The sequence below is a fragment of the Planococcus liqunii genome, from assembly GCF_030413595.1.
Classification (GTDB): domain Bacteria; phylum Bacillota; class Bacilli; order Bacillales_A; family Planococcaceae; genus Planococcus; species Planococcus liqunii.
Map to the genome: position 1 here is coordinate 1,265,685 of NZ_CP129238.1, position 21,755 is coordinate 1,287,439.

Annotated in this window: 25 protein-coding genes; 16 read left to right on the forward strand and 9 right to left on the reverse strand. The window is 44.9% G+C overall.

Annotated features, from left to right (window positions below; translation table 11 throughout):
- The first annotated feature begins 74 nt into the window (after positions 1-74).
- The 7 genes from QWY22_RS06330 to QWY22_RS06360 all read left to right on the forward strand — a co-directional run bounded on the left by QWY22_RS06330 (position 75) and on the right by QWY22_RS06360 (position 6,198).
- On the forward strand, positions 75-1,652 hold the full coding sequence (locus QWY22_RS06330) for a Na+/H+ antiporter NhaC family protein (protein WP_300983602.1): 1,578 nt from the start codon (positions 75-77) through the stop codon (positions 1,650-1,652).
- A 190-nt stretch (positions 1,653-1,842) separates the two neighbouring features.
- Positions 1,843-3,363 (forward strand): sodium-dependent transporter, encoded by a 1,521-nt coding sequence (locus QWY22_RS06335; RefSeq protein WP_300983604.1) that lies wholly within the window; start codon positions 1,843-1,845, stop codon positions 3,361-3,363.
- 13 nt (positions 3,364-3,376) lie between these two features.
- Positions 3,377-3,493: a methionine/alanine import family NSS transporter small subunit gene (locus tag QWY22_RS06340; protein ID WP_300983605.1), complete on the forward strand. Its 117-nt coding sequence runs from the start codon at positions 3,377-3,379 to the stop codon at positions 3,491-3,493.
- A gap of 146 nt (positions 3,494-3,639) precedes the next feature.
- Complete coding sequence (gene lipA / locus QWY22_RS06345; RefSeq protein WP_300983606.1) at positions 3,640-4,563, forward strand: lipoyl synthase; 924 nt, start codon at positions 3,640-3,642, stop codon at positions 4,561-4,563.
- A gap of 15 nt (positions 4,564-4,578) precedes the next feature.
- Positions 4,579-4,905 (forward strand): YutD family protein, encoded by a 327-nt coding sequence (locus QWY22_RS06350; RefSeq protein ID WP_036808306.1) that lies wholly within the window; start codon positions 4,579-4,581, stop codon positions 4,903-4,905.
- A gap of 83 nt (positions 4,906-4,988) precedes the next feature.
- Positions 4,989-5,447, forward strand: coding sequence for a DUF86 domain-containing protein (locus tag QWY22_RS06355; RefSeq protein WP_300983607.1), 459 nt, complete (start codon positions 4,989-4,991; stop codon positions 5,445-5,447).
- The gene (locus tag QWY22_RS06360; protein ID WP_300983608.1) at positions 5,434-6,198 is read left to right on the forward strand and encodes a TIGR01457 family HAD-type hydrolase; all 765 of its coding nucleotides are present in this window, start codon (positions 5,434-5,436) and stop codon (positions 6,196-6,198) included. Before QWY22_RS06355 ends, QWY22_RS06360 begins: the two co-directional genes overlap by 14 nt.
- Before the next feature lie 70 nt (positions 6,199-6,268).
- Here QWY22_RS06360 and QWY22_RS06365 read toward each other — a convergent pair whose 3' ends face one another.
- Positions 6,269-6,505 (reverse strand): YuzB family protein, encoded by a 237-nt coding sequence (locus tag QWY22_RS06365; protein WP_036808312.1) that lies wholly within the window; start codon positions 6,503-6,505, stop codon positions 6,269-6,271.
- A 151-nt stretch (positions 6,506-6,656) separates the two neighbouring features.
- On the opposite strand from QWY22_RS06365, the gene QWY22_RS06370 reads away from it, so the two are divergent.
- Together QWY22_RS06370 and QWY22_RS06375 are read left to right on the forward strand one after the other, a co-directional pair.
- A complete protein-coding gene (locus tag QWY22_RS06370; RefSeq protein WP_300983609.1) occupies positions 6,657-7,724 on the forward strand; it encodes an NAD(P)/FAD-dependent oxidoreductase in 1,068 nt (355 codons plus the stop codon).
- A 721-nt stretch (positions 7,725-8,445) separates the two neighbouring features.
- Positions 8,446-9,768, forward strand: a complete 1,323-nt coding sequence (locus QWY22_RS06375) for an MFS transporter (RefSeq protein WP_300983610.1) — start codon at positions 8,446-8,448, stop codon at positions 9,766-9,768.
- A gap of 44 nt (positions 9,769-9,812) precedes the next feature.
- Here QWY22_RS06375 and QWY22_RS06380 read toward each other — a convergent pair whose 3' ends face one another.
- Positions 9,813-10,139 (reverse strand): YuzD family protein, encoded by a 327-nt coding sequence (locus QWY22_RS06380; protein ID WP_300983611.1) that lies wholly within the window; start codon positions 10,137-10,139, stop codon positions 9,813-9,815.
- Positions 10,140-10,222: 83 nt separating this feature from the next.
- On the opposite strand from QWY22_RS06380, the gene QWY22_RS06385 reads away from it, so the two are divergent.
- The 7 genes from QWY22_RS06385 to QWY22_RS06415 all read left to right on the forward strand — a co-directional run bounded on the left by QWY22_RS06385 (position 10,223) and on the right by QWY22_RS06415 (position 15,910).
- A complete protein-coding gene (locus tag QWY22_RS06385) occupies positions 10,223-10,459 on the forward strand; it encodes a NifU family protein (RefSeq protein ID WP_036808320.1) in 237 nt (78 codons plus the stop codon).
- Positions 10,460-10,578: 119 nt separating this feature from the next.
- Entirely contained in the window at positions 10,579-10,941 is a 363-nt protein-coding gene (locus tag QWY22_RS06390; RefSeq protein ID WP_036808321.1) for a HesB/IscA family protein, read from the forward strand.
- Between the two features lie 248 nt (positions 10,942-11,189).
- Complete coding sequence (locus QWY22_RS06395) at positions 11,190-12,407, forward strand: NAD(P)/FAD-dependent oxidoreductase (protein WP_246316515.1); 1,218 nt, start codon at positions 11,190-11,192, stop codon at positions 12,405-12,407.
- A 57-nt stretch (positions 12,408-12,464) separates the two neighbouring features.
- The gene (locus tag QWY22_RS06400) at positions 12,465-12,962 is read left to right on the forward strand and encodes an NUDIX domain-containing protein (RefSeq protein ID WP_300983612.1); all 498 of its coding nucleotides are present in this window, start codon (positions 12,465-12,467) and stop codon (positions 12,960-12,962) included.
- 142 nt (positions 12,963-13,104) lie between these two features.
- Complete coding sequence (locus QWY22_RS06405; protein WP_407072347.1) at positions 13,105-13,230, forward strand: YuiA family protein; 126 nt, start codon at positions 13,105-13,107, stop codon at positions 13,228-13,230.
- Positions 13,231-13,909: 679 nt separating this feature from the next.
- Positions 13,910-14,239, forward strand: coding sequence for a YuiB family protein (locus QWY22_RS06410; RefSeq protein ID WP_036808331.1), 330 nt, complete (start codon positions 13,910-13,912; stop codon positions 14,237-14,239).
- Positions 14,240-14,416: 177 nt separating this feature from the next.
- A complete protein-coding gene (locus tag QWY22_RS06415) occupies positions 14,417-15,910 on the forward strand; it encodes a leucyl aminopeptidase (RefSeq protein ID WP_300983613.1) in 1,494 nt (497 codons plus the stop codon).
- 46 nt (positions 15,911-15,956) lie between these two features.
- On the opposite strand, the gene mnhG is transcribed toward QWY22_RS06415, so the two are convergent.
- From mnhG to QWY22_RS06450, 7 genes are read right to left on the reverse strand one after another with little or no spacing between them, the layout of a single operon-like run.
- Positions 15,957-16,355, reverse strand: a complete 399-nt coding sequence (gene mnhG / locus QWY22_RS06420) for a monovalent cation/H(+) antiporter subunit G (RefSeq protein ID WP_407072348.1) — start codon at positions 16,353-16,355, stop codon at positions 15,957-15,959.
- Positions 16,303-16,584 carry a Na(+)/H(+) antiporter subunit F1 gene (locus QWY22_RS06425; RefSeq protein ID WP_300983615.1) on the reverse strand — a complete coding sequence of 94 codons (282 nt, stop codon included), beginning with the start codon at positions 16,582-16,584 and terminating at the stop codon, positions 16,303-16,305. The genes mnhG and QWY22_RS06425 overlap by 53 nt, the downstream gene beginning before the upstream one ends.
- Entirely contained in the window at positions 16,581-17,060 is a 480-nt protein-coding gene (locus QWY22_RS06430) for a Na+/H+ antiporter subunit E (RefSeq protein WP_074510179.1), read from the reverse strand. The genes QWY22_RS06425 and QWY22_RS06430 overlap by 4 nt, the downstream gene beginning before the upstream one ends.
- A gap of 6 nt (positions 17,061-17,066) precedes the next feature.
- Complete coding sequence (locus QWY22_RS06435) at positions 17,067-18,548, reverse strand: Na+/H+ antiporter subunit D (protein ID WP_300983616.1); 1,482 nt, start codon at positions 18,546-18,548, stop codon at positions 17,067-17,069.
- Complete coding sequence (locus QWY22_RS06440) at positions 18,541-18,888, reverse strand: Na(+)/H(+) antiporter subunit C (protein WP_036808358.1); 348 nt, start codon at positions 18,886-18,888, stop codon at positions 18,541-18,543. The genes QWY22_RS06435 and QWY22_RS06440 overlap by 8 nt, the downstream gene beginning before the upstream one ends.
- Entirely contained in the window at positions 18,888-19,310 is a 423-nt protein-coding gene (locus QWY22_RS06445) for a Na(+)/H(+) antiporter subunit B (RefSeq protein ID WP_036808360.1), read from the reverse strand. The genes QWY22_RS06440 and QWY22_RS06445 overlap by 1 nt, the downstream gene beginning before the upstream one ends.
- Positions 19,297-21,711 (reverse strand): Na+/H+ antiporter subunit A, encoded by a 2,415-nt coding sequence (locus tag QWY22_RS06450; RefSeq protein WP_300983617.1) that lies wholly within the window; start codon positions 21,709-21,711, stop codon positions 19,297-19,299. Before QWY22_RS06450 ends, QWY22_RS06445 begins: the two co-directional genes overlap by 14 nt.
- Between the last annotated feature and the right edge of the window lie 44 nt (positions 21,712-21,755).

The window sequence follows — 21,755 nt, forward strand, 5'->3', positions numbered from 1 at the left end:
GACTGTATCCATTGGGAGACAGTGAGTTCTTTTTTCTTTCTCTTCCATTCTAAAAAACAGGAGGAATCTGTAACATGGAAAACACTTTTTTTTCGATCTTGCCGCCAATCATTGCGATTGTCATGGTGCTGCTGACTCGCCGCGTGCTTTTATCGCTCGGCGCGGGAATTGTGGCGGGTGCTTTGATTTTAACATCGTTTGCGCCGCTGGAAGCATTGCGGGAAGTTTATAATTCATTTGCCATTACGTTCTGGGACGAAGGCTTTAACGCTTATAACGTCTTCATCATTCTGTTCCTGCTCTTGCTCGGAATCATCACTGCGTTCGTCAGTTTGTCCGGCGGAAGCCATGCTTTTGCAGAGTGGGCAGCTACACGCATCAAGAGCCGCCGAGGCGCTAAAATTCTTACAGTAATGCTTGGCATGGTTATATTTATCGATGATTACTTTAATGCCTTGGCAGTTGGACAAGTGGCGCGTCCAATTACGGACCGCTATAAAGTATCCCGTGCTAAACTGGCATACTTCATCGATTCTACCGCTGCACCGGTCTGTGTCATTTCACCGGTATCCAGCTGGGGAGCAGCAATTATCGGGATTGTAGCAACAATTTTAGCGGGCCAAAGCTATGTACAGATGTCTGCTCTCCAAGCTTTCGTATGGATGGCGCCGATGAACTTTTACGTCATAGCCACCTTGGCCATTGTCTTTTTCATTGCCATTCGCGACGTGGATTTTGGTGCGATGAGAAAACACGAAATCCGTGCCATCGAAACAGGTGAATTATATGATGCCAATAAAACAATTCCAGGTGAAATGAAGGAAGATTTCCCGACGCATTCCCATGGCCATGTCATGGATTTATTGCTGCCAATCATCTTGCTGATTGCCGGAACTGTCGGTTCTATGCTGTACACAGGTTACCAGAATGCTGGACAAATTTTTGATATCTGGTTAATTTTCGAAAACACCGACGTACCAACTTCCTTACTGGTAGGAGGGCTGCTCGGAGCGGTTTCTTCTATTCTGTTGTACGTGAGACAATTTAAAAAGAACAAAACGGCCAATGCGACATGGATGTTTAAAGGGATTGCTGAAGGCATTAAGTCCATGTCCGGAGCGGTGTTCATTTTAATCTTTGCCTGGTCGTTGAGCTACTTGATCGATGCCCTTCAAACCGGCTTGTATTTGGCAGACCTTGTCACTGCATGGAACTTGCCGACAGCAGTTTTGCCGGTATTGTTATATGTACTTGCAGGGTTTATGGCATTTTCAACAGGAACTTCATGGGGGTCGTTCGGAATATTGCTTCCGATCGCAGGAAATATTATGGCTCAGGCGGCGCCTGAACTTTTGTTGCCGGCATTGGCAGCAGTATTGGCAGGAGCCGTATTCGGCGACCATTGCTCACCTATTTCGGATACCACGATTTTGTCGTCGACGGGAGCGGGGAGCAACCATATGGATCACGTCTTAACGCAATTGCCTTATGCATTGACCGCTGCTGCGATTGGCGCGGTAGGGTATATTGTCATAGGGTTTACCGGTTCGCTTTGGCTGGCACTAGCATCCGTTATTGTTATTTTAGTGATATTGTTTGTAATCTGGTCTAAGCAGGGTTCTTTAGTTGGAAAACAAGTAAATACTCAATAATAAAAAAGCAGAGATTTAAAATCTCTGCTTTTTTATTATTATTTTAATAGTTTTCTTTTGGAATCTTTTAATTTGTCTTTACTTTAATTGCCCTCATAGTTATACTATTTTTAGATTATCAAATAATCTGAAAATAAACAAACTTCCTATTTTTCTGTAATAAAAATGGGAGCACAAAGGGGGAACAAAAATGGAACGTTCGCAATGGGGTACGCGAGCCGGTTTCGTTATGGCGGCAATCGGTTCCGCAGTAGGTTTAGGAAACATTTGGCGTTTTCCATACGTCGCTTATGAAAATGGTGGAGGAGCATTCTTTATACCGTACTTATTCGCTCTGCTTACAGCAGGAATCCCGATTTTAATCATGGAATTCACCATTGGTCAAAAGTTTCGTGGATCAGCGCCCCTATCATTCTTTAGAATGAGTGGGAAAAAACTGGAATGGCTCGGATGGTGGGCAGTTTTCGTATCGTTTATCATTTCCTGTTATTATGCTGTTATTATCGCCTGGGCAATTCGCTATACCATCTTCTCATTCAATTTAGCGTGGGGATCAGATACAGAAGGGTTCTTGTTTAATGAATTTTTACATTTAACGGTGCAGCCTGGGCAAACGGGCGGAATTGTATGGGGAGTCTTTATTCCATTAGCATTTGTTTGGATAATTACGCTTGGAATATTATTTGCCGGTGTCAAAAAGGGGATTGAACTGGCAAACCGCATCTTTATACCGACACTTGTTGTTATTTTCTTAATCGTCGTGTTGCGTGCTGTAACTTTAGATGGCGCGTTGATGGGGCTTGATGCATTCTTCAAGCCGAATATTGAAGAGCTTATGAACCCGGCAGTTTGGGTCGCAGCTTATGGTCATATTTTCTTTAGCTTATCTGTAGCATTTGCCATCATGATTACTTACGCAAGTTACCTTCCAAAAAAATCAGATTTGACCAATAATGCATTCATTACGGGATTTGCCAACTCAGCATTCGAGTTGCTTGCCGGTATTGGGATATTTGCCGCTTTAGGCTTTATGGCAAATCAGCAGGGAGTTGCAGTTGCAGATGTAGCAGCAGCCGGCGTTGGTTTGGCGTTTGTGGTATTCCCGCAGATTATCAATGAATTTCCCGGCTTCAATGGCTTGTTTGGAGCACTATTCTTCTTGTCATTGACGCTTGCCGGACTGACTTCATTGATTTCAATTACAGAAACTTATGTAGCCGGCGTTTCAGAGAAATTTGGCATTTCTCGAAATAAATCCTTGGCTTTTGGTGGCGGACTGGCTGCTTTGATTTCAATTTTGTTTGCTACTCAAGGCGGATTGTACTTCCTGGATGTAGTCGATTACTTCATCAATCAGTTCGGGGTAGCTTTCATCGGTTTAGTAGAAGTTATCTTAGTGGTGTGGGTATTCCGAAAAGCGGATATGCTTAAAGGCCATGCTGATGCTATTTCGGATATCCGGCTTGGCGGATGGTGGAAAATCTGCTTGGGTATCGTGACGCCGATTGTATTAGGATATATGATGTTCGGGTTGTTTAAAGTGAATCTTTTAAAACAGTTTGATACAGAGAATGGAAATTACGAGGGTTATTCCGACATGTTTATCATGTCAGCTGGAGTAACAGTAGCTGCAGCGGCCATTATCTTAGGTGTGTTGGCGTCTTTTGGAAAATGGCATAAAGACCATGCAGAATTTGAAGAAGAAAAATAAGGGGGCGTATTTGATGTCAACAAGCGCAATCGTAGTAATGATTATCGGAATGGTCATCATTTGGGGCGGATTAGTGGCAAGCATCATGCACGCCGTCAGCAAAAGCAGAGCTGCAAAAAGAGCAGCTTGATAAAAAAGCCCGGAGCATCAGCTTCCGGGCTTTTTTGTGCATATAGAAAGCCTTCCATCTTTTGTTATATTGTGAGCGAACATTCTTTATGGTACATTTGGATGGAATGGTTTCATACATAACTTAACAGAATGGGGACGATGAGCGTGTCAGTTGAACAGGAACATCTAAGGAAGCCCGATTGGTTAAAGATCAAACTCAACACAAATGAAAACTATACGGATCTGAAAAAGATGATGCGGGAAAACAACCTGAATACGGTTTGTGAAGAAGCCCGTTGCCCAAACATCCATGAATGCTGGGGAACCCGCAGAACGGCCACTTTTATGATTCTAGGGGCTGTTTGTACCCGTGCCTGCCGTTTTTGTGCAGTTAAGACTGGGTTGCCGAATGAACTGGATCTTCAGGAACCGGAACGTGTAGCAAAATCTGTGCAATTGATGAATTTAAAGCATACAGTAATAACAGCTGTAGCCCGCGATGACCTAAAAGACGGCGGCTCGGAAGTGTTTGCTGAAACTGTTCGCGCCATCAAACGTTTAAATCCATTTACGACTGTTGAAGTTCTGCCTTCTGATATGGGCGGAGTGTATGAAAACCTGGAACGCCTGATGGTGGCGGAACCCGATATTTTAAATCACAATATCGAAACCGTCCGAAGATTGACGCCGAGAGTCCGTGCACGGGCAACGTATGACCGTTCGCTCGAACTATTGAAACGGGCAAAAGAAATCCGTCCGGAAATTCCGACTAAGTCTTCACTGATGATCGGACTGGGCGAAACAAAAGAAGAAATACTTGAAGTCATGGACGATTTGCGGGCAAATGATGTTGATATCATGACAATTGGCCAGTATTTGCAGCCCTCCAAAAAACACTTGAAGGTGCAGAAATACTATTCACCAAAAGAGTTTAAGGACCTGTGGGAAATTGCAATGGAAAAAGGATTTTCGCATTGCCAGTCAGGGCCGCTCGTCCGCAGCAGCTACCATGCGGATGAGCAAGTCAACGCAGCCGCAAAAGAACGCCAGCGTCTTGGAGATATACAAGCAGCTGTTTCAAACAGCTAATGGATGGTGATAACGATGGTTATATTAGATCAATGGGAATATGAAGTGATAATCGATTACCGGGAAGGATTTCAGCAAGAGGCACTGGCCAACCGCTACAGCGAAATCCTGGCGAAATACGATTATATACTGGGAGACTGGGGATATGGCCAGCTCCGCTTAAAAGGCTTTTTTGAAGATACCAATCATAAAGCGACTTATGACACAAAAATCAGCACCTTGCAGGATTATTTGTATGAGTACTGCAATTTCGGCTGTGCCTATTTTGTCATCAAGAAAGTGGGCAAAGCCCCTGCACCAGAACCTGAACAACAACCGGAAACCCTCGAGACAGATTCATAATCTGGCGAGGGTTTTTTCGTGCCTTATGATATGATAAAGAAGAGAACAGCATGAAAACAGCTAAGTTTAATGGAGGGTTTTGAATGTATTTTATAGATAGAAACCAAATTACAGAAACAGCAAGCCACATGGCTGCGCTGATTGATTTGTTCGAGGAAAAGAAAGAGTGGACATCGTTGCTGGACCATTTGGCATTGGAGCGCCTTGCGAATAATTTGATTGAGTCGATGATCGATATGGGAAATTCCATGATTGACGGATTTATCATGCGCGATCCTGGCAGCTATGAGGACATCATTGATATTCTGGTGGACGAAAAAGTCATTACGGCAGAAATGGATGAACCATTGAAAAAGGTGATTGGGCTTCGGAAAATGCTGGTACGGGAATTTATGAAAGTGGACCATCAGGAATTGGTGGATGTTATTCGTGCAAACTACGTGCCATTGAAAGACTTTGCGCCGAAAGTTGAACATTATTTAGAGCATGAGCTGGGGCCGGTATCTGCATTTTTGCCGGAGTCTAACAATGAAAAATTATAAAGCTTACTGCCTGGATTTAGACGGCACGGTCTACCGGGGAACAGAACCCATCGCAGAAGCGGTGGATTTTGTCCGCCGTCTTCAAACAGAAGGCATTGAACCGTTTTTTGTTACAAATAATGCTTCGATGACCCAGTTGCAGCTCCATCAAAAGCTCGCGCGATTTGGCATTGATACAACAGAGTCCCAAATTATGTCTTCCGCACTTGCTGCCGCCAAATACATCAAGCGCTGGTATCCGAATAAGACGGTCTTTGTAATCGGTTCAGACGGCCTGCATCAAGCGTTAGCGCAAGAAGGCATCTCGCAAGTTGAACAGGACGCCGATATCGTGGTGATGGGGATAGACCCTGCAGTCAACTATGAGAAACTGGCAACGGCATGCCTGGAAGTCCGTAAAGGCGCCGTCTTTTTATCAACTAACCGCGATTTGGCATTTCCGTCGGAAAGAGGCTTGCTCCCAGGAAACGGGGCATTTACGACGCTTGTTGCTGCTTCGACAGGAGTGGATCCGGTGTATATCGGCAAACCGGAAGGGCATATGCTCGACGCCATTCTTTATGAACACGGATTTGAAAAAAACGACATGGTCATGATCGGAGACAATTACGACACTGATATTTTAGCAGGCGTCCATTTTGAAATTGATACGGTCCACGTCAATACCGGTGTTACGCCAATGGAAGATGTTATGAAAAAAGATGTCCAGCCGACGCATCTGCTGGAACACCTTGGATTTTGGACATTATAAGAAAAGTGAAAGCACCTACCGGATCTGGGCGCTGGAGTCTGGACAAAATAAAAAAGCCGCTGGGAACGGCTTAGAATAAAGGATTTTCTTCTATAAACTCATAAACATTCTTGGTCAGCTCTTCGGGCGAATCTGCTTCTACGATTTCACCATTTACGAGTGCATATAGAGATTCCGAACATTTTGTGCAATAACTTAAACAGCCATATTCCAGGACATCAAGATTGGGATCCCGTTCCAGTTTTTCAAAAGATTCTTGTGATCCATTTGCTATATTGCTGATGCAAAATTCCACAATTGGTTTCATTTTGGTCACCTCGCTACTTTGAAATCCTACCTTTTTTTATAGCAGTAGTCAATTAATTGATTTCTGTATAATAGCTTGTGAAAGTTATCACAATCAGCTATACTCTTATTTGAGAAATTGTGCAGATATACGGATGAAAAGGGAGATACTTATGCGAAAATTAGTTTTACTCGGCGGTGGATATGGGAATATGCGGATATTACTTCGCCTGTTGCCAAATAACCTTCCGCTTGATACCGAAATTATTTTAATCGACCGAACGCCATTCCATAGCATGAAGACGGAATTTTATGCGCTTGCTGCAGGAACAGCGTCGGACCATGAAGTGCGGGTGGCATTCCCTGAAAGCGACCGCTTGACAATGGTCCACGGAGAAATTGAAAAAATCAGCATGGATGAAAACTGCGTTGTCATGGAAAACGGCGACTGCATCGAATACGATGATTTGGTCATTGGCTTGGGCTGTGAAGACAAATACCACAGCGTTCCAGGAGCGGACGAATTCACGTACAGCATCCAGACGATCGGCAAAACACGCGAAACCTTTAAAACGCTCTTAGGCCTTCCTTCTGGCGCGGTAGTTGGCGTTGTTGGCGCCGGCCTTAGCGGAATTGAACTGGCAAGCGAACTGCGTGAAAGCAGACAAGATCTTCAAATCAAGCTGTTCGACCGGAGTCCGCGAATTTTGCGGGACTTCCCGGAACGCTTAAGCAATTTCGTTAAAAAATGGTTCGATAAAAACAACGTGGAAGTGATTCCGAGCTCCAACATCACGAAAGTGGAGCCGAATCTTCTTTATAACCACGAAGACACGATTCCGGTGGATGCGGTAGTTTGGACGGCAGGCATCCAACCGGTGAAAGTAGTGCGTGAACTGGGGCTTGAAAGCGACAGCAGCGGACGCATTGTGATCAACCAGTACCACCAAATTCCAAATCATGAAAACGTCTATGTTGTGGGCGACTGTGCGGCGTTGCCAATGGCGCCATCTGCGCAGCTGGCAGAAGAACAAGCGGAACAAATTGTCAAAGTGCTGTCGGCAACTTGGAGAAACCAGCCGCTGCCTGAGCAGATGCCGGAAATCCAGCTAAAAGGATTCCTTGGGTCGCTCGGCAAAAAGCAAGGTTTCGCTTATCTGGCAGACCGTACTGTAACAGGCCGCATTGCCCGTCTGATGAAGTCTGGCGTGCTTTGGATGTACAAATGGCATAATGGCTGATTAGAGAAAAGTAACATTAACATATTGCGGATTTTGTAAGAGACTTTCTTTCTGAATCTGAAGCGTTATGCAAAATTAAAGTGAAAAGAGGCTGCCGTAGCGAGTGAGAGCTTATACGGAAGCCTCTTTTTTTGCTTACTTGAAATGGCTGTTGTAAATCAATGGAATAGCTTTTTCAATTCATGTACTTTAAGAAGATAAGTCCTCAAACAATATACAAACTAGGATGATTTTTGGTAATGGCCTTAACACATTGGTGTTTAAGGTCTTTTTGCGTTAAAAGTAAACTTTTAGAGGTTTAAACTAAACTTACATTTTAAAAACTGTAAAATTGTTGCGGAATTTTTGTAAGAAAACTAACAACGAACACTCTAGAACTTATATGGCAAAATCAGTAAAGTGTCAATATAGTTAGAATTTACTGAAAACAAAGCCCGGAAGACTGAAAGAAAAGAGAGGAGATGCAAACATTTCTAGTTCTTTGCTTTTAAATGATTAGACTACAAATTAGATGAATAGTTTACAAGCTTTATTCCGTATGACTTTATATGTGAATATGAAACGGCGGTTCTTCGAATAAATGAAAGCGGATACATAGAGTCGCCGCCTCAACTTGATGGACAGGCTGGAAAAAGAAAAGTCTCTGCTGCGATTTTTGGTGGGCTATTTATAGAAATACATGTATATATTCTGGTAGTTAATTTGAAGTGGAGGGGAAGGAATGGATCATATGCACCCAATAACTGATATTGAAAAAAGAACGGTCAAGAAAACGATGAAAAGGATTTTGCCGTTTATTTTACTTCTTTATGCAGTTGCTTTTTTGGATAGGATCAATCTTGGGTTTGCTGCTCTAGAGATGAATGCAGATTTAGCCTTAACAGCTGAAGTATTCGGTTTGTTATCGGGTTTATTCTTTATCGGTTATTTCCTGTTTGAAGTTCCAAGTAATTTGATGTTAAAAAAGTTTGGTGCAAAATTATGGATTTCTCGTATTATGATTACTTGGGGAATTATCGTTGTATTGACGGGGTTTGTACAATCTGCTGCACATTTGTATATACTGCGCTTCTTACTTGGGGTGGCTGAAGCGGGTTTTACTCCTGGCATCATTCTTTACTTAACGTATTGGTTCAGAGCGCGTGAAAGAGGGAAAGCAACCGCTGTCTTTTTCGTCGCGTTGCCCTTGAGTGCGTTGGTAGGGGCACCGCTGTCTACTTGGATTATCGATACAATTTCTTGGGGTGGTTTAGCAGGATGGAGATGGATGTTCATTTTAGAAGGTATACCGGCCGTGCTATTGGGAATTGTTGTTTTGTTTTACCTGACAAATAAGCCGGCTGATGCGAAGTGGCTGACAGTTGAAGAAAAAACATGGCTTGAAGGCGAATTGGAAAAAGAGAGAGAGTTAAGCTCTATGGTTAATAAAACTTCGCATCGTGCCATGTTGAAAGATTCGAAAGTCTGGAAATTGTCTCTTGTTAATATGGCCGGCTTCGTTGCTGTAAATGGGTTGTCATATTGGATGCCGACAATTCTTAAATCTTTATCTTCTTCTTCGACGACAAATATTCAAATCGGCTGGTTGGCCATGATTCCATCACTTATCGCCATTCCGGCCATACTGTTTGTTGGATGGAATGCAGATCGGACAAACTCTTATAAAAAGCATTTAATTGCCTGCATTTCAATTGCTATGGTTGGCCTCATAGGATGTGCGCTGGTACCGACTGCTCCTTTAATGGTCCTAATGTTATCGATTACTTCTGCAGGATTATACGGAATATCGGGTTCATTCTATGCATATTTAACGTTCTTCTTTACGCAATCAACAGCACCTGCAGGCATTGCCTTGGTAAGCTCGCTTTCTGCAATTGGCGGTTTTATTGGCCCGATGCTGCTGGGTGTCGTAGAGTTAAGAGAAGGCATGTTTGTTATTGCTGGCTTTATGCTTATCAGTCTCGTTACACTTTTCACTTTAAAACTAGAGAAGAACCGAAAGAACGAGCTTATAGCAGAACAACCTCTTGAAGTTTCAAATTAAAAAAACCTAATATAAATGAAAAAGCGCTCATAGGAGCGCTTTTTTTATGCTTCTGCTGAGAAGCCGTGCTTTTCAAGTTCTTTGTATACCGGTTTCAACTGGACGTAGCCTTCGCCGACAACTTCGCCTTCGACTAATACAAGCGGATAGAAAAATTCATCGTCCAGGATCCGCTGGGCGTAGTCTTTGCGGTGTTCCAGGTCTTGCTGTTTCTCAATATCGATATAGGTAATTGAAAATGGCTGGTCCTTGTATTTACGAGAAATTGCCGCTTCGAGCCATTCATAGGTGTCTATGGAAGAAGGGGCATTGACGCAGCTTGCACAAATAACATCGGTTCCGTAAACTTCAATCGAGATTTCTTTTGGCATTTTAGTGTACCTCCTGTAAATTCATTAGTGGCTTTTTCCTCTCAATCACATTATAATGATTATAATGAAAGGAGTCGATATAAATGACTGAAGCTATGATGGAAAGCCAAGTAATGGAAGTCTTAGATAAATTGCGTCCATTCCTTTTGCGTGACGGTGGAGACTGTGAGCTTGTAGATGTGGAGGATGGAATCGTAAAACTTCGTCTTCTGGGTGCATGCGGAAGCTGCCCAAGTTCGACCATTACATTAAAAGCAGGTATTGAACGCGCATTGATGGAAGAAATTCCTGGCGTTGTAGAAGTAGAACAAGTATTTTAATGCCAAGGGACCCCTCATAGGTCCCTTTTTTGCTACATATAATTAACGCCTGCCACAAGCTTGTTCGCTTGAAGCGGGCAAACATTTATTGCTATGATGATGAAAGAGGAGTGATAGGCATGGCACAAGTAGTTGAAATTACTGAAGCGGCTTCTTTTCAAGTCAAAGAAATGATGCGCCATAACGAAGAAGAAGATTCATTTCTTCGCGTAGCTGTTAAAGGCGGAGGCTGCAGCGGATTGACATACGGAATGGGCTTTGAAAAAGAACAAGGCTCTGATGATGATATATTGGAACAATTCGGCATCCGCATTTTAGTGGCGAGAGAAGATGCACCTATTTTGACCGGTACAGTAGTTGATTACAAGCAGTCATTGATGGGCGGCGGCTTCACCATTGAAAACCCGAACGCCATCGCTTCATGCGGCTGTGGAACTTCTTTCCGAACTGCCAAAAAAGCGGGTACGCCGGAAAGTTGTTAAAGTGGAAAACCTTCTCATCTGAGAAGGTTTTTTAATTTAGAATACACCTAAGGAACGGCAATTTGCAGAAAGCAAGCACATTGCACAAGTTCTTTCTTAATCAATGCGGACATCCGTAATAATTCCATCACACTTGATGGATAAAGCTTACAGCAAGGGAATTGTGAGTTGAAAACGGTATACAAAAGGGCTAATATAGAGTGTAGGAGTATATAAGCTTTAAAAATGACTTGAAGGTGGTTGCGATTGTGGTTAAGAGACCCTCAATTTTAGTACTAGGAGCAGGATACGGCGGTTTGACTACTGTAGTAAACTTGCAGAAAGTGTTGGGCACAGATGGTGCTGACATTACGTTGATCAATAAAAACGAATACCATTACGAAAGCACTTGGCTTCACGAAGCTGCTGCTGGAACACTTCTTCCAGAACAAGTTCGTTACGATATCAAAGATGTAATCGATAGCGTGAAAACGAAATTTGTCCAAGCAACAGTAGAAGCAATCGATGTTAAAGGCAAAAAAGTAACGACAGATAACGGTGTCTTTACATACGATTATCTTGTGATCGGTTTAGGGTTCGAAGGGGAAACTTTCGGAATTCCTGGCCTTGATAAATATGCACTTTCGATTGCGAACGTTAAAGCTGCACGTTATATCCGTGAGCACATCGAGTTCCAATTTGCGAACTGGTCAGCGGAAGAAGAAAAAGACGATAGCCGTTTGACAATTGTTGTCGGCGGAGCCGGATTTACAGGAATCGAGTTCTTAGGCGAACTTGCTAACCGTGTACCTGAACTTTGCAAAGAATACGATGTACCGCGCGAAAAAGTTCGTGTTGTCTGTGTAGAGGCAGCACCAATGGTATTGCCTGGATTTGATCCGGAACTTGTCAGCTATGCAGTAGGCAAATTGGAATCCAAAGGAATCGAATTCTCAATCGGTACGCCGGTTGTTGAAGCGACGCCTGAAGGGGTTAACATTAAAAAAGGCGACGATAAATTCGAATTCATCAAAGCCGGTACAGTGGTTTGGGCTGCAGGCGTACGCGGCAGCAAGCTGATCGAAGAGTCGGGGATTGAAAACATGCGCGCCCGCGTAAAAGTGGAACCGGACCTTCGCGCTCCAGGCTTCTCGGATGTCTTTATCGTTGGCGACTGTGCATTGATGATCAACGAAGAAACAAACCGTCCATACCCACCGACTGCACAAATTGCGATGCAGCAAGGTGAAACAATAGCGAAAAACATCAACTCCTTGATCAAAGGCGAAGATACAATGCCGTTCGTTCCTGACTTGAAAGGAACAGTTTGTTCTTTAGGCGAAGATGATGCTATCGGCGTCGTATTCGGCAAGAAGATTACTGGCAAACGTGCTTCATTCATGAAGAAAATGATCGACAACCGTGCATTGCTATTGGTTGGCGGACCTGGCCTTGTGATGAAAAAAGGTAAATTCAACGTTCTATAATCAGATCAAAAGCCTCCGCTTGCGGGGGCTTTTTTTGTTAAAGGGGATGAAATGTGGATGGCAAAACACAAACGCGGAAACATCTGGCTCGGAGCAGCCGGATTAGTCGTTAACGGCAGAAACGAATGGCTGGTGGTGAAAAAGCGCTACGGCGGGCTGAATGGCAAATGGTCGCTGCCTGCAGGCTTTGTCATGGCGACGGAAACAATCGATGAAGCAGCGGTCCGGGAAGTGAAAGAAGAAACCGGAATTGATTGCGAAGTGCTTGGAATGATTGGTTTTCGGACCGGGGTAATCCGGGAGGAAATCAGCGACAATATGGCCGTCTTTTTAATGAAAGCAAGAGAGGAGAATCAGCCGATCGCTGCACAGCTTTCAGAACTTTATGAAGCGGCTTGGCTGTCTCCAGAGAAGTTGGCAGAAGATGATTCAGTATCAGTCATGCTTCAGGAAATGGTGAATTATGTGCTTGAAGAAGGATTCGAGGCTATAGAAGATGTAAACCCGGGAGATGTTTTCGGCTATTCTACATATAAATTATTTTTTAAAAAATAGAGCATATGAAAGCTGAAAGTGGAATATGAAAGAAAAAAAGGGATGTATCCGTTTACATCTCTTTTTTCTATTGTTGCATAATAAAAAAAGACATGGTATATTATCAGAATATTAAAAACAATGACAGAGGGAGGTGTTTCGAATGACAGTTTTTAAAAAGGCAATGCCTACAAATAAATGCCCTTATTGTGCAGGCCAAGGATACTTCCAGCTGCGATTGGGCGGTTCAGAAACGTGCTCCCGCTGTTCAGGTTCCGGCAAAAAATGATCCCCCGAAAGACGTCTGTGGAGACAACTCCACAGACGTCTTTTTATTGTGCCCAAGGAATTTCTGGCGAAGCTGAACAGGCGCTTCCGCTTTTCTTGTCCAGCTCTGTCGGCCAGCCCTTCGAGGTCGCTTCGGTTTTGCCTCGAATGGCAAAGAGCGCCATTCATGCCAAACCCTCCAGCGCTTGTCGGGGCTAGAAGGCCGGCTGCGCTTTTCTTAGTGTCCAGCTCCGGCGGCCAGCCCCTCGAGGTCGCTTCGGTTTTGCCTCGAATGGCAAAGAGCGCCATTCATGCCAAACCCTCCAGCGCTTGTCGGGGCTAGAAGGCCGCCTGCGCTTTTCTTGTCTAGCTCAGTGCCTAGCTCCTCGGGTCGTAAGCCACTCTGTGTCTAGTCTCCAGTGCTTAGCTCTTCGGGACATAAGCTAGCCCAGCTGTGTGGCAAAGAGCGCCACTTCGCTGGTCTTTCTTATGCCCGTCAGAGCTGGACAAGCACTTCCACTTTTCGTTGCTGTGCGGCAAAAAGCGCCGCTTCGCCAGATTGTCTTACGCCTGTCGGAGCTGAACAGACACTTCCGCTTTTCTTTTCCATATTTGACAAAGCGATGAACTCTGGTTCGTGTCGTTGAAAGCCTTCAACATTTCGGGTAAACTGATGAAAGGAATATCGGAGGTTAGAATTCATGAGTACATCATTTAGTATTGTTCAGTTAATTATTTCGGTTCTTTTATTTTTTGTAATGTTTTTCGGCATCGGCTTTTTGTTGAATATGCTTTTGCGCATGACGTGGCTGATGGCGATCGTTTATCCGATTGTGGTGCTGCTGATCATTGACGATGTCAGCTTTTTCGATTACTTCACCAACCCGGGTGAATCTTTCTCAATGCTGGGAGATACGCTGACTTCATTGACAGGCAGTGATATAGCTGTGCTATTGGCAGGTTTTGCTGGAGCGGTAACATCCGGTTTTGTTATGAAGATTCTTCGCAAGATGGGCTATCAAATGTTTTAACGGGTTATGTAGAAAACGCCAGGCCGGCAAATCGGTCTGGCGTTTTTTTATATTTTGCCTTCACTGTCAGCCCAAGGCAAATAAAAACATTCTTTTGATTGTTTCGAGTAACGAACTACTCGAGAAAGAGCAGACATGATAAACTGAAAAGGAAAGCAAAAAAAGAGGGGGATTTTCATGGAACTCAAAGTACAGCAAGATGCATTAAATCTTGAAGCGGAAATTTTGGTCGTCGGCCTTAGCCGCCATCCCGAGAATACTAAGGGCTGGAGCGAGTTTTCCGAGCGCTTTAACGGCAAGCTGGAAGAATGGGCAAAACAAGATCTGTCGTTTGACTTGAACGCATCCACTACATACCCGACTTTATCCGGTTCAATTCCGCGGGTATTGTTTATCGGCTTGAATGACCGAAAAAAACTTACGGAAGACGATGTCCGGACAGCTTTCGGGCAAGTCGGCAAAGAGTTGTTGAAGAAGAAAATCAAGCATGCGGCCGTGTATTTGGATTCGTTCCAAAACGACAGCATCAGTGCTGAAGACGCTGCTTACTTAGCTACTGAAGGCATTGGCATGGGAACATACCGTTTTGATGATTACAAAACATCTTCAAATGAAGCGGATGTTCAGTTAGAGTTGTTGGCCTTGCTGACACAGGAAGATGCAGACGAAGTGCAGGCATCGGCGTTTATTGGCCAAGTGTTCGGGCAATCGGTTAATGAAGCTCGGACGCTTGTCAACATGCCGGGAAATCTCTTGACTGCGACAGCACTTGCTGATTACGCACAGGAACTTGGAGAAACGTATGGTTTTGAAACCGACATTCTGGGCAAAGCGGAACTTGAAGAACTGGGAATGGGTGCCATTCTTGCAGTAAACCAAGGGTCTGTTGAAGAGCCGCGCCTGATTGTGTTGAAATACAAAGCGACAGACAGCTTTGATAATCCGCTGGCTCTTGTTGGAAAAGGGATCACGTTCGATACAGGCGGCTATTCCTTGAAACCGAAAGACGGCATTGTCGGCATGAAAGGCGACATGGGCGGAGCGGCAGCGGTACTCGGCGCCATGAAAGTCATCGGGGAATTGAAGCCGGAGAAAAACGTCGTGGCGGTTATTGCCTCTACGGATAACATGGTATCCGGCAATGCCTTCAAGCCGGATGATGTCATCACGTCCCTGAGCGGCAAAACAATTGAAATCCTGAACACAGACGCGGAAGGCCGTTTGGTGCTGGCTGATTCGGTGACGTATGCGAAACAAATGGGCGCAACACATATCATTGATGTGGCGACATTGACCGGCGGCGTAATTGTGGCACTTGGCAATGACAAAACAGGTGCGTTGACAAACGATGAAGCCTTTTTTGAGACCTTCATGGAAGCGGCGCTTGAAACAGGCGAATTTGTCTGGAGACTGCCGCTGACTGAACGCGACAAGAAACGCATCCGCAAAAGCGATGTTGCTGACTTGAACAATTCGCCGGGCCGTGACGGCCATATGATTTTCGGCGGCGGGTTTGTCGGCGAGTTTGCTGAAAACACACCTTGGATCCATTTGGATATCGCAGGGACTTCACATGCAGCATCTCCGCATGATTTAGGGCCGCAAGGCGGAACGGGCGCAATGGTCCGCACACTGGCCATGATGGTTGAAAAAATGGCAGAAGAACAATAAAACATAAAAATGAGCCAGGCAGCAGTTTTCTGCTTCCTGGCTCATTTTATTTTTGTTCGCCTTTTTCCTTTTCTATTGCTATTTTCATATCATCGCGTACCGTTTCTTCGGCAAGGGGGATGCCCGACATATAAGACGCGCGTCCAATCAAATGCCCTGCGACGGGAGAAGTGATGAACAAGAAAGCGATGGCAATCACCAGCTGCGGGTTAAAATGGTCTTCCAGCAGCCAGAAGTGGATAAATGTACCGCCAAGGATACACATTACACCCAGTGTAGAGCTTTTAGAAGCTGCGTGCGTCCGAGTGTAGACATCTGGCAGCCGCAAAAGTCCAAGGGCTGTAACCACACTCAAAATGACCCCTACGCTGATTAGAATGATGATGAGGATGTTAACGATTGTTGTTTCGATCGAAAATCTCTCCTCTCTCAATGAATTTCGCAAATGCCGTAGTCCCGATAAACGACAGGATGCTTAAGAGCAAAATGATTTCCAGGAAAAACTCGGTTCCGATGATAAGCGACAGCAATGCCACAATGGATACGAGTGCCACACCTAAAGCATCAAGCGCCACTACACGGTCAGCAACCGTCGGCCCTTTGACAAGGCGGAACAAAAGAGCAGCAAAAGCACAGCTTACAATCATAAGGGCAACCCAGTAAAATGTCATCATGGGCGGCTCACCTCCAGAATTGCACGCTCAAATGTGTTTTTGATGGAAGACACCGCGTCTTCAATATCTTCGAAATCGATGGCGTGAATGTACAGGCGCTTTTGATCTTCCGATATTCCGATCACCAGTGTACCTGGCGTTAAGGTGATCAATGCAGAAAGCAAAGTCACTTCCCAGTCGTGTTTCAATTCGGTTTCCAGCTCGAAAACAGCAGGGTGTATGTCCAACTTCGGCTGGATCACCAGTTTAAATACAGAGAAACTTGAAAGAACCAATTCTTTCAGGAACAGAAAGAACAGCGAAATGACTGCCCAAATCCGTGACGTGTAAAGCCGGTAAGAAAAGAAACGGCGCATCAGAATAATGAGCAGCAAGCCCACAATAAAGCCGACTGCAAAACCGGTTGGAGTAAACGCGTTGGTCATGAACATCCAAACTCCGGCTAAAAAGAAATTCAGTAAAATTTGCAAAGCCATCTTCATCTACTCCTTTAATACCGCATCTATATAGATGGATGGATTTAATAGAACCTCACCAGCCCCATTGATCAATGGCATGAACAATTCAGCGCCCACACCAATGAAAACCGTGATGGCGACCAACAGTACCGAAGGAATCAGCATTTGGCGGTATGTTGATTTTTTTAAAGGCACCGTTTCAACCGGTTCTCCCCAGAATGCATAAACGAAAATGCGCATTGCGCTTAACAATACAAGCAAGCTTGTTGCCAATACCACAATGCTGCCCCAGAAATGCGGCCCCTCGAATCCACCTTGTACAATAAGCAATTTACCCGGGAATCCGCTAAGCGGCGGAATACCGGCTAAGCCGAATGCAGTGATCAGATACACCCATCCGAGGAATGGATGGGTTTTCATCAATCCGCCCATTTGGCGCAAATTGGATGTCCCAAAAATGACAGCAACAATACCCACCAGGAAAAAGAGGGCCGCTTTGATCAACATATCGTGGACCAAGTAAAAGATTGCCCCGTCCACACCGGCTTCATTCAATTGCGATACGCCGAACAAAATCACCCCTACAGCAATGATGATATTGTAAATGATAATTTTCTTAACATCAAAATAAGCAAGGGCCCCAATACAGCCGGCCAAGATCGTCAGGATGGCAATGATGGCCAGCAGCTCATGCGTGAAATCTGTGTTCATTGTGAAAAACAAGGTGTATGTACGCATAATCGCATAAACCCCGACTTTGGTCAGCAAAGCACCGAAAAGCGCCAAGATGGGGGTAGGGGGAGCATGATAAGCTCCCGGCAGCCAAAAGTACAGCGGGAAAATAGCAGCCTTAAAGCCGAAAACCACCAGGAACATCACCGCAATTACCGTTAAGATTCCAGTCGCTTCAATCTGGGGAATTTTAACAGCTAAGTCGGCCATATTCAAAGTTCCGGTAACCGAGTATAAAAAGGCGACTGCTGACACAAACAATGCAGAAGAGATCACGTTGACCAACAAATATTTGATTGTTTCCCGCAGCTGCGGTTTTTCGCCGCCGTGGACAATCAGCATATAAGAAGACATCAACAGCACTTCAAAAAATACAAATAAGTTGAAAATATCACCGGTCGTGAATGCTCCGTTAACACCGGTCAACAGGAAAAGCACCGCAGGATAGTAAAACGATTGTTCACGTCCGGCCCCGATTGTCGGGAAGCTGTAAAAAATAATGAATAAGGTAATGATTGTTGCGCTAAGCACCAGCAAAGCGGAAAACAAATCAGATACCATCGTAATGCCGAAAGGTGCATCCCAGCTGCCTAATGTGACAGCCTGGATGCCATCTGTCTTCACTTTAGCTATTAAAAACAAAACTGCAACTAAAGCCAGTCCTGCCCCTATTGCAGCGAATGTTCGCTGCATACGGATATTTTTAGGGAAAAACAATAGAATCGCAGCAAATAGCAACGGAATTAAGACAGGAAAGAGAAGTAAATTAATCATTGTCTTCAGTTCCTCTCATTAAATTCACGTTATCGGTGCCAAGCTCCTGATAAGAACGGTAAGCAAGCACCAGGAAAAATGACGTCACCGCAAAAGAAATGACAATCGCCGTTAAAATCAGCGCTTGCGGAAGGGGATCGACATAATCTGAAATGCTTACGCCGTCCGCAACTACTGGAGGCGCAGTGCCGCCAAGGCCGCCCATTGTCAAAATCAACAAATGCGCGCCGTGGCTGAGCAAGCCGGTACCGATAATGATGCGGATCAAACTTTTTGAAAGCATTAGGTAAACAGCTGCCATAAACAAGAAGCCGATGACAACCGACATGATAATTTCCATTATTCATCCTCTCCAATCGTTTGAATAATGGTCATCGTAACGCCGACAACAACCAGATAAACACCTAGATCAAACAAAGCGGCAGAATGCAAAGATGTTTTGCCCCAAAGCGGCAAATCGAAATAATCGTAGGCATGTGTAAAGAATGGGACATTAAAGAAAATGGAAGCGCTCGCCGTTCCAAGGGCCAATAGCAGGCCGGTAGCGGTCATCATGACGTAATTGAACGGGATGATTTTTTTCACCGTTTCTATGTCGTACGCCAGCATCAGCAAAACAATGGCACTGGCTGTCAGAAGGCCGCCGACAAATCCGCCGCCCGGCGTATAATGCCCAGCGAAGAAAATATGGACAGCGAACATCAAAATGATAAAAGTCACCACTTTTGTAGCGGTTTGAAGCATCACATCATTTGTTCTCATGTTGCCCCTCCTTTTTGTTTAAACGGAGTTTGATCATGGAAATGATGGCAATCCCGGCGATGCCAAGAACCGTAATTTCGAACAGCGTATCAAAACCGCGGTAATCCACCAGAATGACGTTGACGATATTTCCGCCGCCGGCTTCAGTGTAGACGGTTTCTTTATAATACTCCGAAATGGACGGCAGGATTTTTTGCGAATGGGAAGCCAAAGCGACAAGTGTCATGGTGATGCCGACTCCTAGAGCAATCGCGGCATTCCCAAGTTTAAAGCCCATCCGTTCTTCTTTTTTGCTCACTTTCGGCAAATGATAAAACGCCAGCAGGAACAAAGCGACCGAGATGGTTTCAATCACCAGTTGCGTCAAAGCCAAATCCGGCGCGCGGAAAATGACAAAGAACAAAGCAACGGAATAACCTACCGCACCGAGTGCGATAATAGCAGTTAATCTGGATTTCGCCGCCAAAATGGTGATGGTGCCGCCCACTAAGGCGACCAGGATGATGATTTCATAAATGCCGATCGGAGCTGTGTTGCTCAGATCCAAAACAAAGGCATCGGTAATGACCAATGTGCTTAAAACAATCAGCACGAGGAAACCGAACATATACACAAGGTAGGACCGGATGAAGCCGGTCATGTAAACAGCGGAAAAGCGGTTGGCTCCGCCATCGCTTAAATACATGAAGCTGTCGTATAAGCGGTTGAGCGAAACGCTGTCAGGGAATACTTCGTAAGCCTGCTTCCATTTGCGGAACGACCAGAACAGCAGAGCACCAATGGCAAAAATGCCAAGCGTCATAAAGAACTCGGTATTCGCACCGTGCCAAGCGGAAACATGGATATCAATTTCTTCCGGACTGCTGTACATAAATGGCTGGATTGCCAGCACTGCCGGTTTCACAAGCCAATCGCCAACCACGTTTGGAATAAAGAAAATGGCGATGACAGACACCGCTAAAATAGCAGGGGATACCAGCATCCCGATAGGTGCTTCGTGCGCATGTTTCGGCAATTCTTCCGGCTTGTGTTTGCCAGCAAAGGTGTGGAACACAAAATAAAAACTGTAAACGAACGTAAAAACGCTTCCAATCCATGCCAAGACAGGGAACAGGATTCCCCATACATCCATGGAGAACAAATCGAATTCTGCGATGGCAAGCATGGCCGTCAAGAACATTTCCTTGCTGAGGAAACCGCCGAAAAGCGGGATCCCAGCCATGGAGAACGAACCGATCATCGCAATCGTGAAGCTGATCGGCATAATGCTCATCAACCCGCCGAGTTTGCGGATATCGCGTGTACCGGTTTCATGATCGACAATTCCAGCAATCATGAACAGGCTGCCTTTAAATACCGCATGGTTGACCAGGTGGAAAATTGCTGCAAAAGCCGCATACTTAAATACCGTACCGGCGGCATCTTCAACATGGAAGCCGAGTGCAGAAGCACCGAGCAAACTCATGATCAATCCAAGCTGGGATACTGTTGAAAAAGCGAGGATTCCCTTGAGGTCTTTTTGCTTTAGTGCAAAAAACGATCCCCAGAACATGGTGAACAACCCGATTCCGGTCACCAGCCACACCCAAGTGCCGGAAGCGGCAAAAATTGGTGTGAATCTCGCGACCAGATAAAGGCCGGCTTTCACCATAGTGGCTGAATGCAGGTAAGCGCTGACAGGTGTCGGCGCTTCCATTGCATCCGGAAGCCAGATGTAGAATGGGAATTGCGCGGATTTCGTAAACGCACCAAGCAGGATCAATACCAAAGCCCAAGTAAAGAACTCATGGCCAAGCAGCTCCGGAGCCTGGGAAATCAGTTCGCGGATGGAGTACGTGTTGCCCATAATGCTGAGAAGCACAAAACCTCCGAGCATCATCAACCCGCCGAACACGGTAATCATCATCGATTTCAAAGCACCAAACCGCGAGCGGTCACGGGTATACCAGTAACCGATTAATAGAAACGAAGAAATCGAGGTCAGTTCCCAGAAAAGGTACAGCGTAATCAGATGGTCAGACTGGACGATGCCCAGCATGGCAGTCATGAACATCAATAGATAAACGTAAAAATTATGTAATTGCTCGCGTTTTTTATCCAGGTAAAAAACTGAATACAAGACGACCAGAGATCCGATGCCCGTAATAAGCAACGAAAACAAAAGGCTCAATCCATCCAGGTAGGCTATGAATGAGAGGTCGAGTGAGGGAATCCATTGAAATTCTGAAACCCGTGTGCCGCCGTCCATTGTAGTCGGAAGCTGGGTAGCGTAATAAATGAATAAAATCACCGGAACAACCAAAACAAACCAGCCGGTATGAATCTGGCCGATTTTTTTAAACAACAGCGGGATGAACAGTGCTGCTATTATAGGTAAGAAAATCAAAAACACAAGTGACAAATGAATCCTCCTTTCAATCGAATACGTGATGACTTTCTAGAGAA

Coding starts and splice junctions, on each gene's coding strand:
- QWY22_RS06370 (WP_300983609.1), top strand. CDS start 6,657: ATGCGAAAATTAGTTTTACTCGGCGGTGGATATGGGAATATGCGGATA.
- QWY22_RS06385 (WP_036808320.1), top strand. CDS start 10,223: ATGACTGAAGCTATGATGGAAAGCCAAGTAATGGAAGTCTTAGATAAA.
- QWY22_RS06340 (WP_300983605.1), top strand. CDS start 3,377: ATGTCAACAAGCGCAATCGTAGTAATGATTATCGGAATGGTCATCATT.
- QWY22_RS06445 (WP_036808360.1), bottom strand. CDS start 19,310: ATGAGAACAAATGATGTGATGCTTCAAACCGCTACAAAAGTGGTGACT.
- QWY22_RS06405 (WP_407072347.1), top strand. CDS start 13,105: ATGACAGTTTTTAAAAAGGCAATGCCTACAAATAAATGCCCTTATTGT.
- QWY22_RS06350 (WP_036808306.1), top strand. CDS start 4,579: ATGGTTATATTAGATCAATGGGAATATGAAGTGATAATCGATTACCGG.
- QWY22_RS06335 (WP_300983604.1), top strand. CDS start 1,843: ATGGAACGTTCGCAATGGGGTACGCGAGCCGGTTTCGTTATGGCGGCA.
- QWY22_RS06330 (WP_300983602.1), top strand. CDS start 75: ATGGAAAACACTTTTTTTTCGATCTTGCCGCCAATCATTGCGATTGTC.
- QWY22_RS06365 (WP_036808312.1), bottom strand. CDS start 6,505: ATGAAACCAATTGTGGAATTTTGCATCAGCAATATAGCAAATGGATCA.
- QWY22_RS06360 (WP_300983608.1), top strand. CDS start 5,434: ATGAAAAATTATAAAGCTTACTGCCTGGATTTAGACGGCACGGTCTAC.
- QWY22_RS06390 (WP_036808321.1), top strand. CDS start 10,579: ATGGCACAAGTAGTTGAAATTACTGAAGCGGCTTCTTTTCAAGTCAAA.
- QWY22_RS06425 (WP_300983615.1), bottom strand. CDS start 16,584: ATGATGACATTTTACTGGGTTGCCCTTATGATTGTAAGCTGTGCTTTT.
- QWY22_RS06430 (WP_074510179.1), bottom strand. CDS start 17,060: ATGGCTTTGCAAATTTTACTGAATTTCTTTTTAGCCGGAGTTTGGATG.
- QWY22_RS06375 (WP_300983610.1), top strand. CDS start 8,446: ATGGATCATATGCACCCAATAACTGATATTGAAAAAAGAACGGTCAAG.
- QWY22_RS06380 (WP_300983611.1), bottom strand. CDS start 10,139: ATGCCAAAAGAAATCTCGATTGAAGTTTACGGAACCGATGTTATTTGT.
- QWY22_RS06410 (WP_036808331.1), top strand. CDS start 13,910: ATGAGTACATCATTTAGTATTGTTCAGTTAATTATTTCGGTTCTTTTA.
- QWY22_RS06440 (WP_036808358.1), bottom strand. CDS start 18,888: ATGGAAATTATCATGTCGGTTGTCATCGGCTTCTTGTTTATGGCAGCT.
- QWY22_RS06435 (WP_300983616.1), bottom strand. CDS start 18,548: ATGATTAATTTACTTCTCTTTCCTGTCTTAATTCCGTTGCTATTTGCT.
- QWY22_RS06400 (WP_300983612.1), top strand. CDS start 12,465: ATGGCAAAACACAAACGCGGAAACATCTGGCTCGGAGCAGCCGGATTA.
- QWY22_RS06355 (WP_300983607.1), top strand. CDS start 4,989: ATGTATTTTATAGATAGAAACCAAATTACAGAAACAGCAAGCCACATG.
- QWY22_RS06415 (WP_300983613.1), top strand. CDS start 14,417: ATGGAACTCAAAGTACAGCAAGATGCATTAAATCTTGAAGCGGAAATT.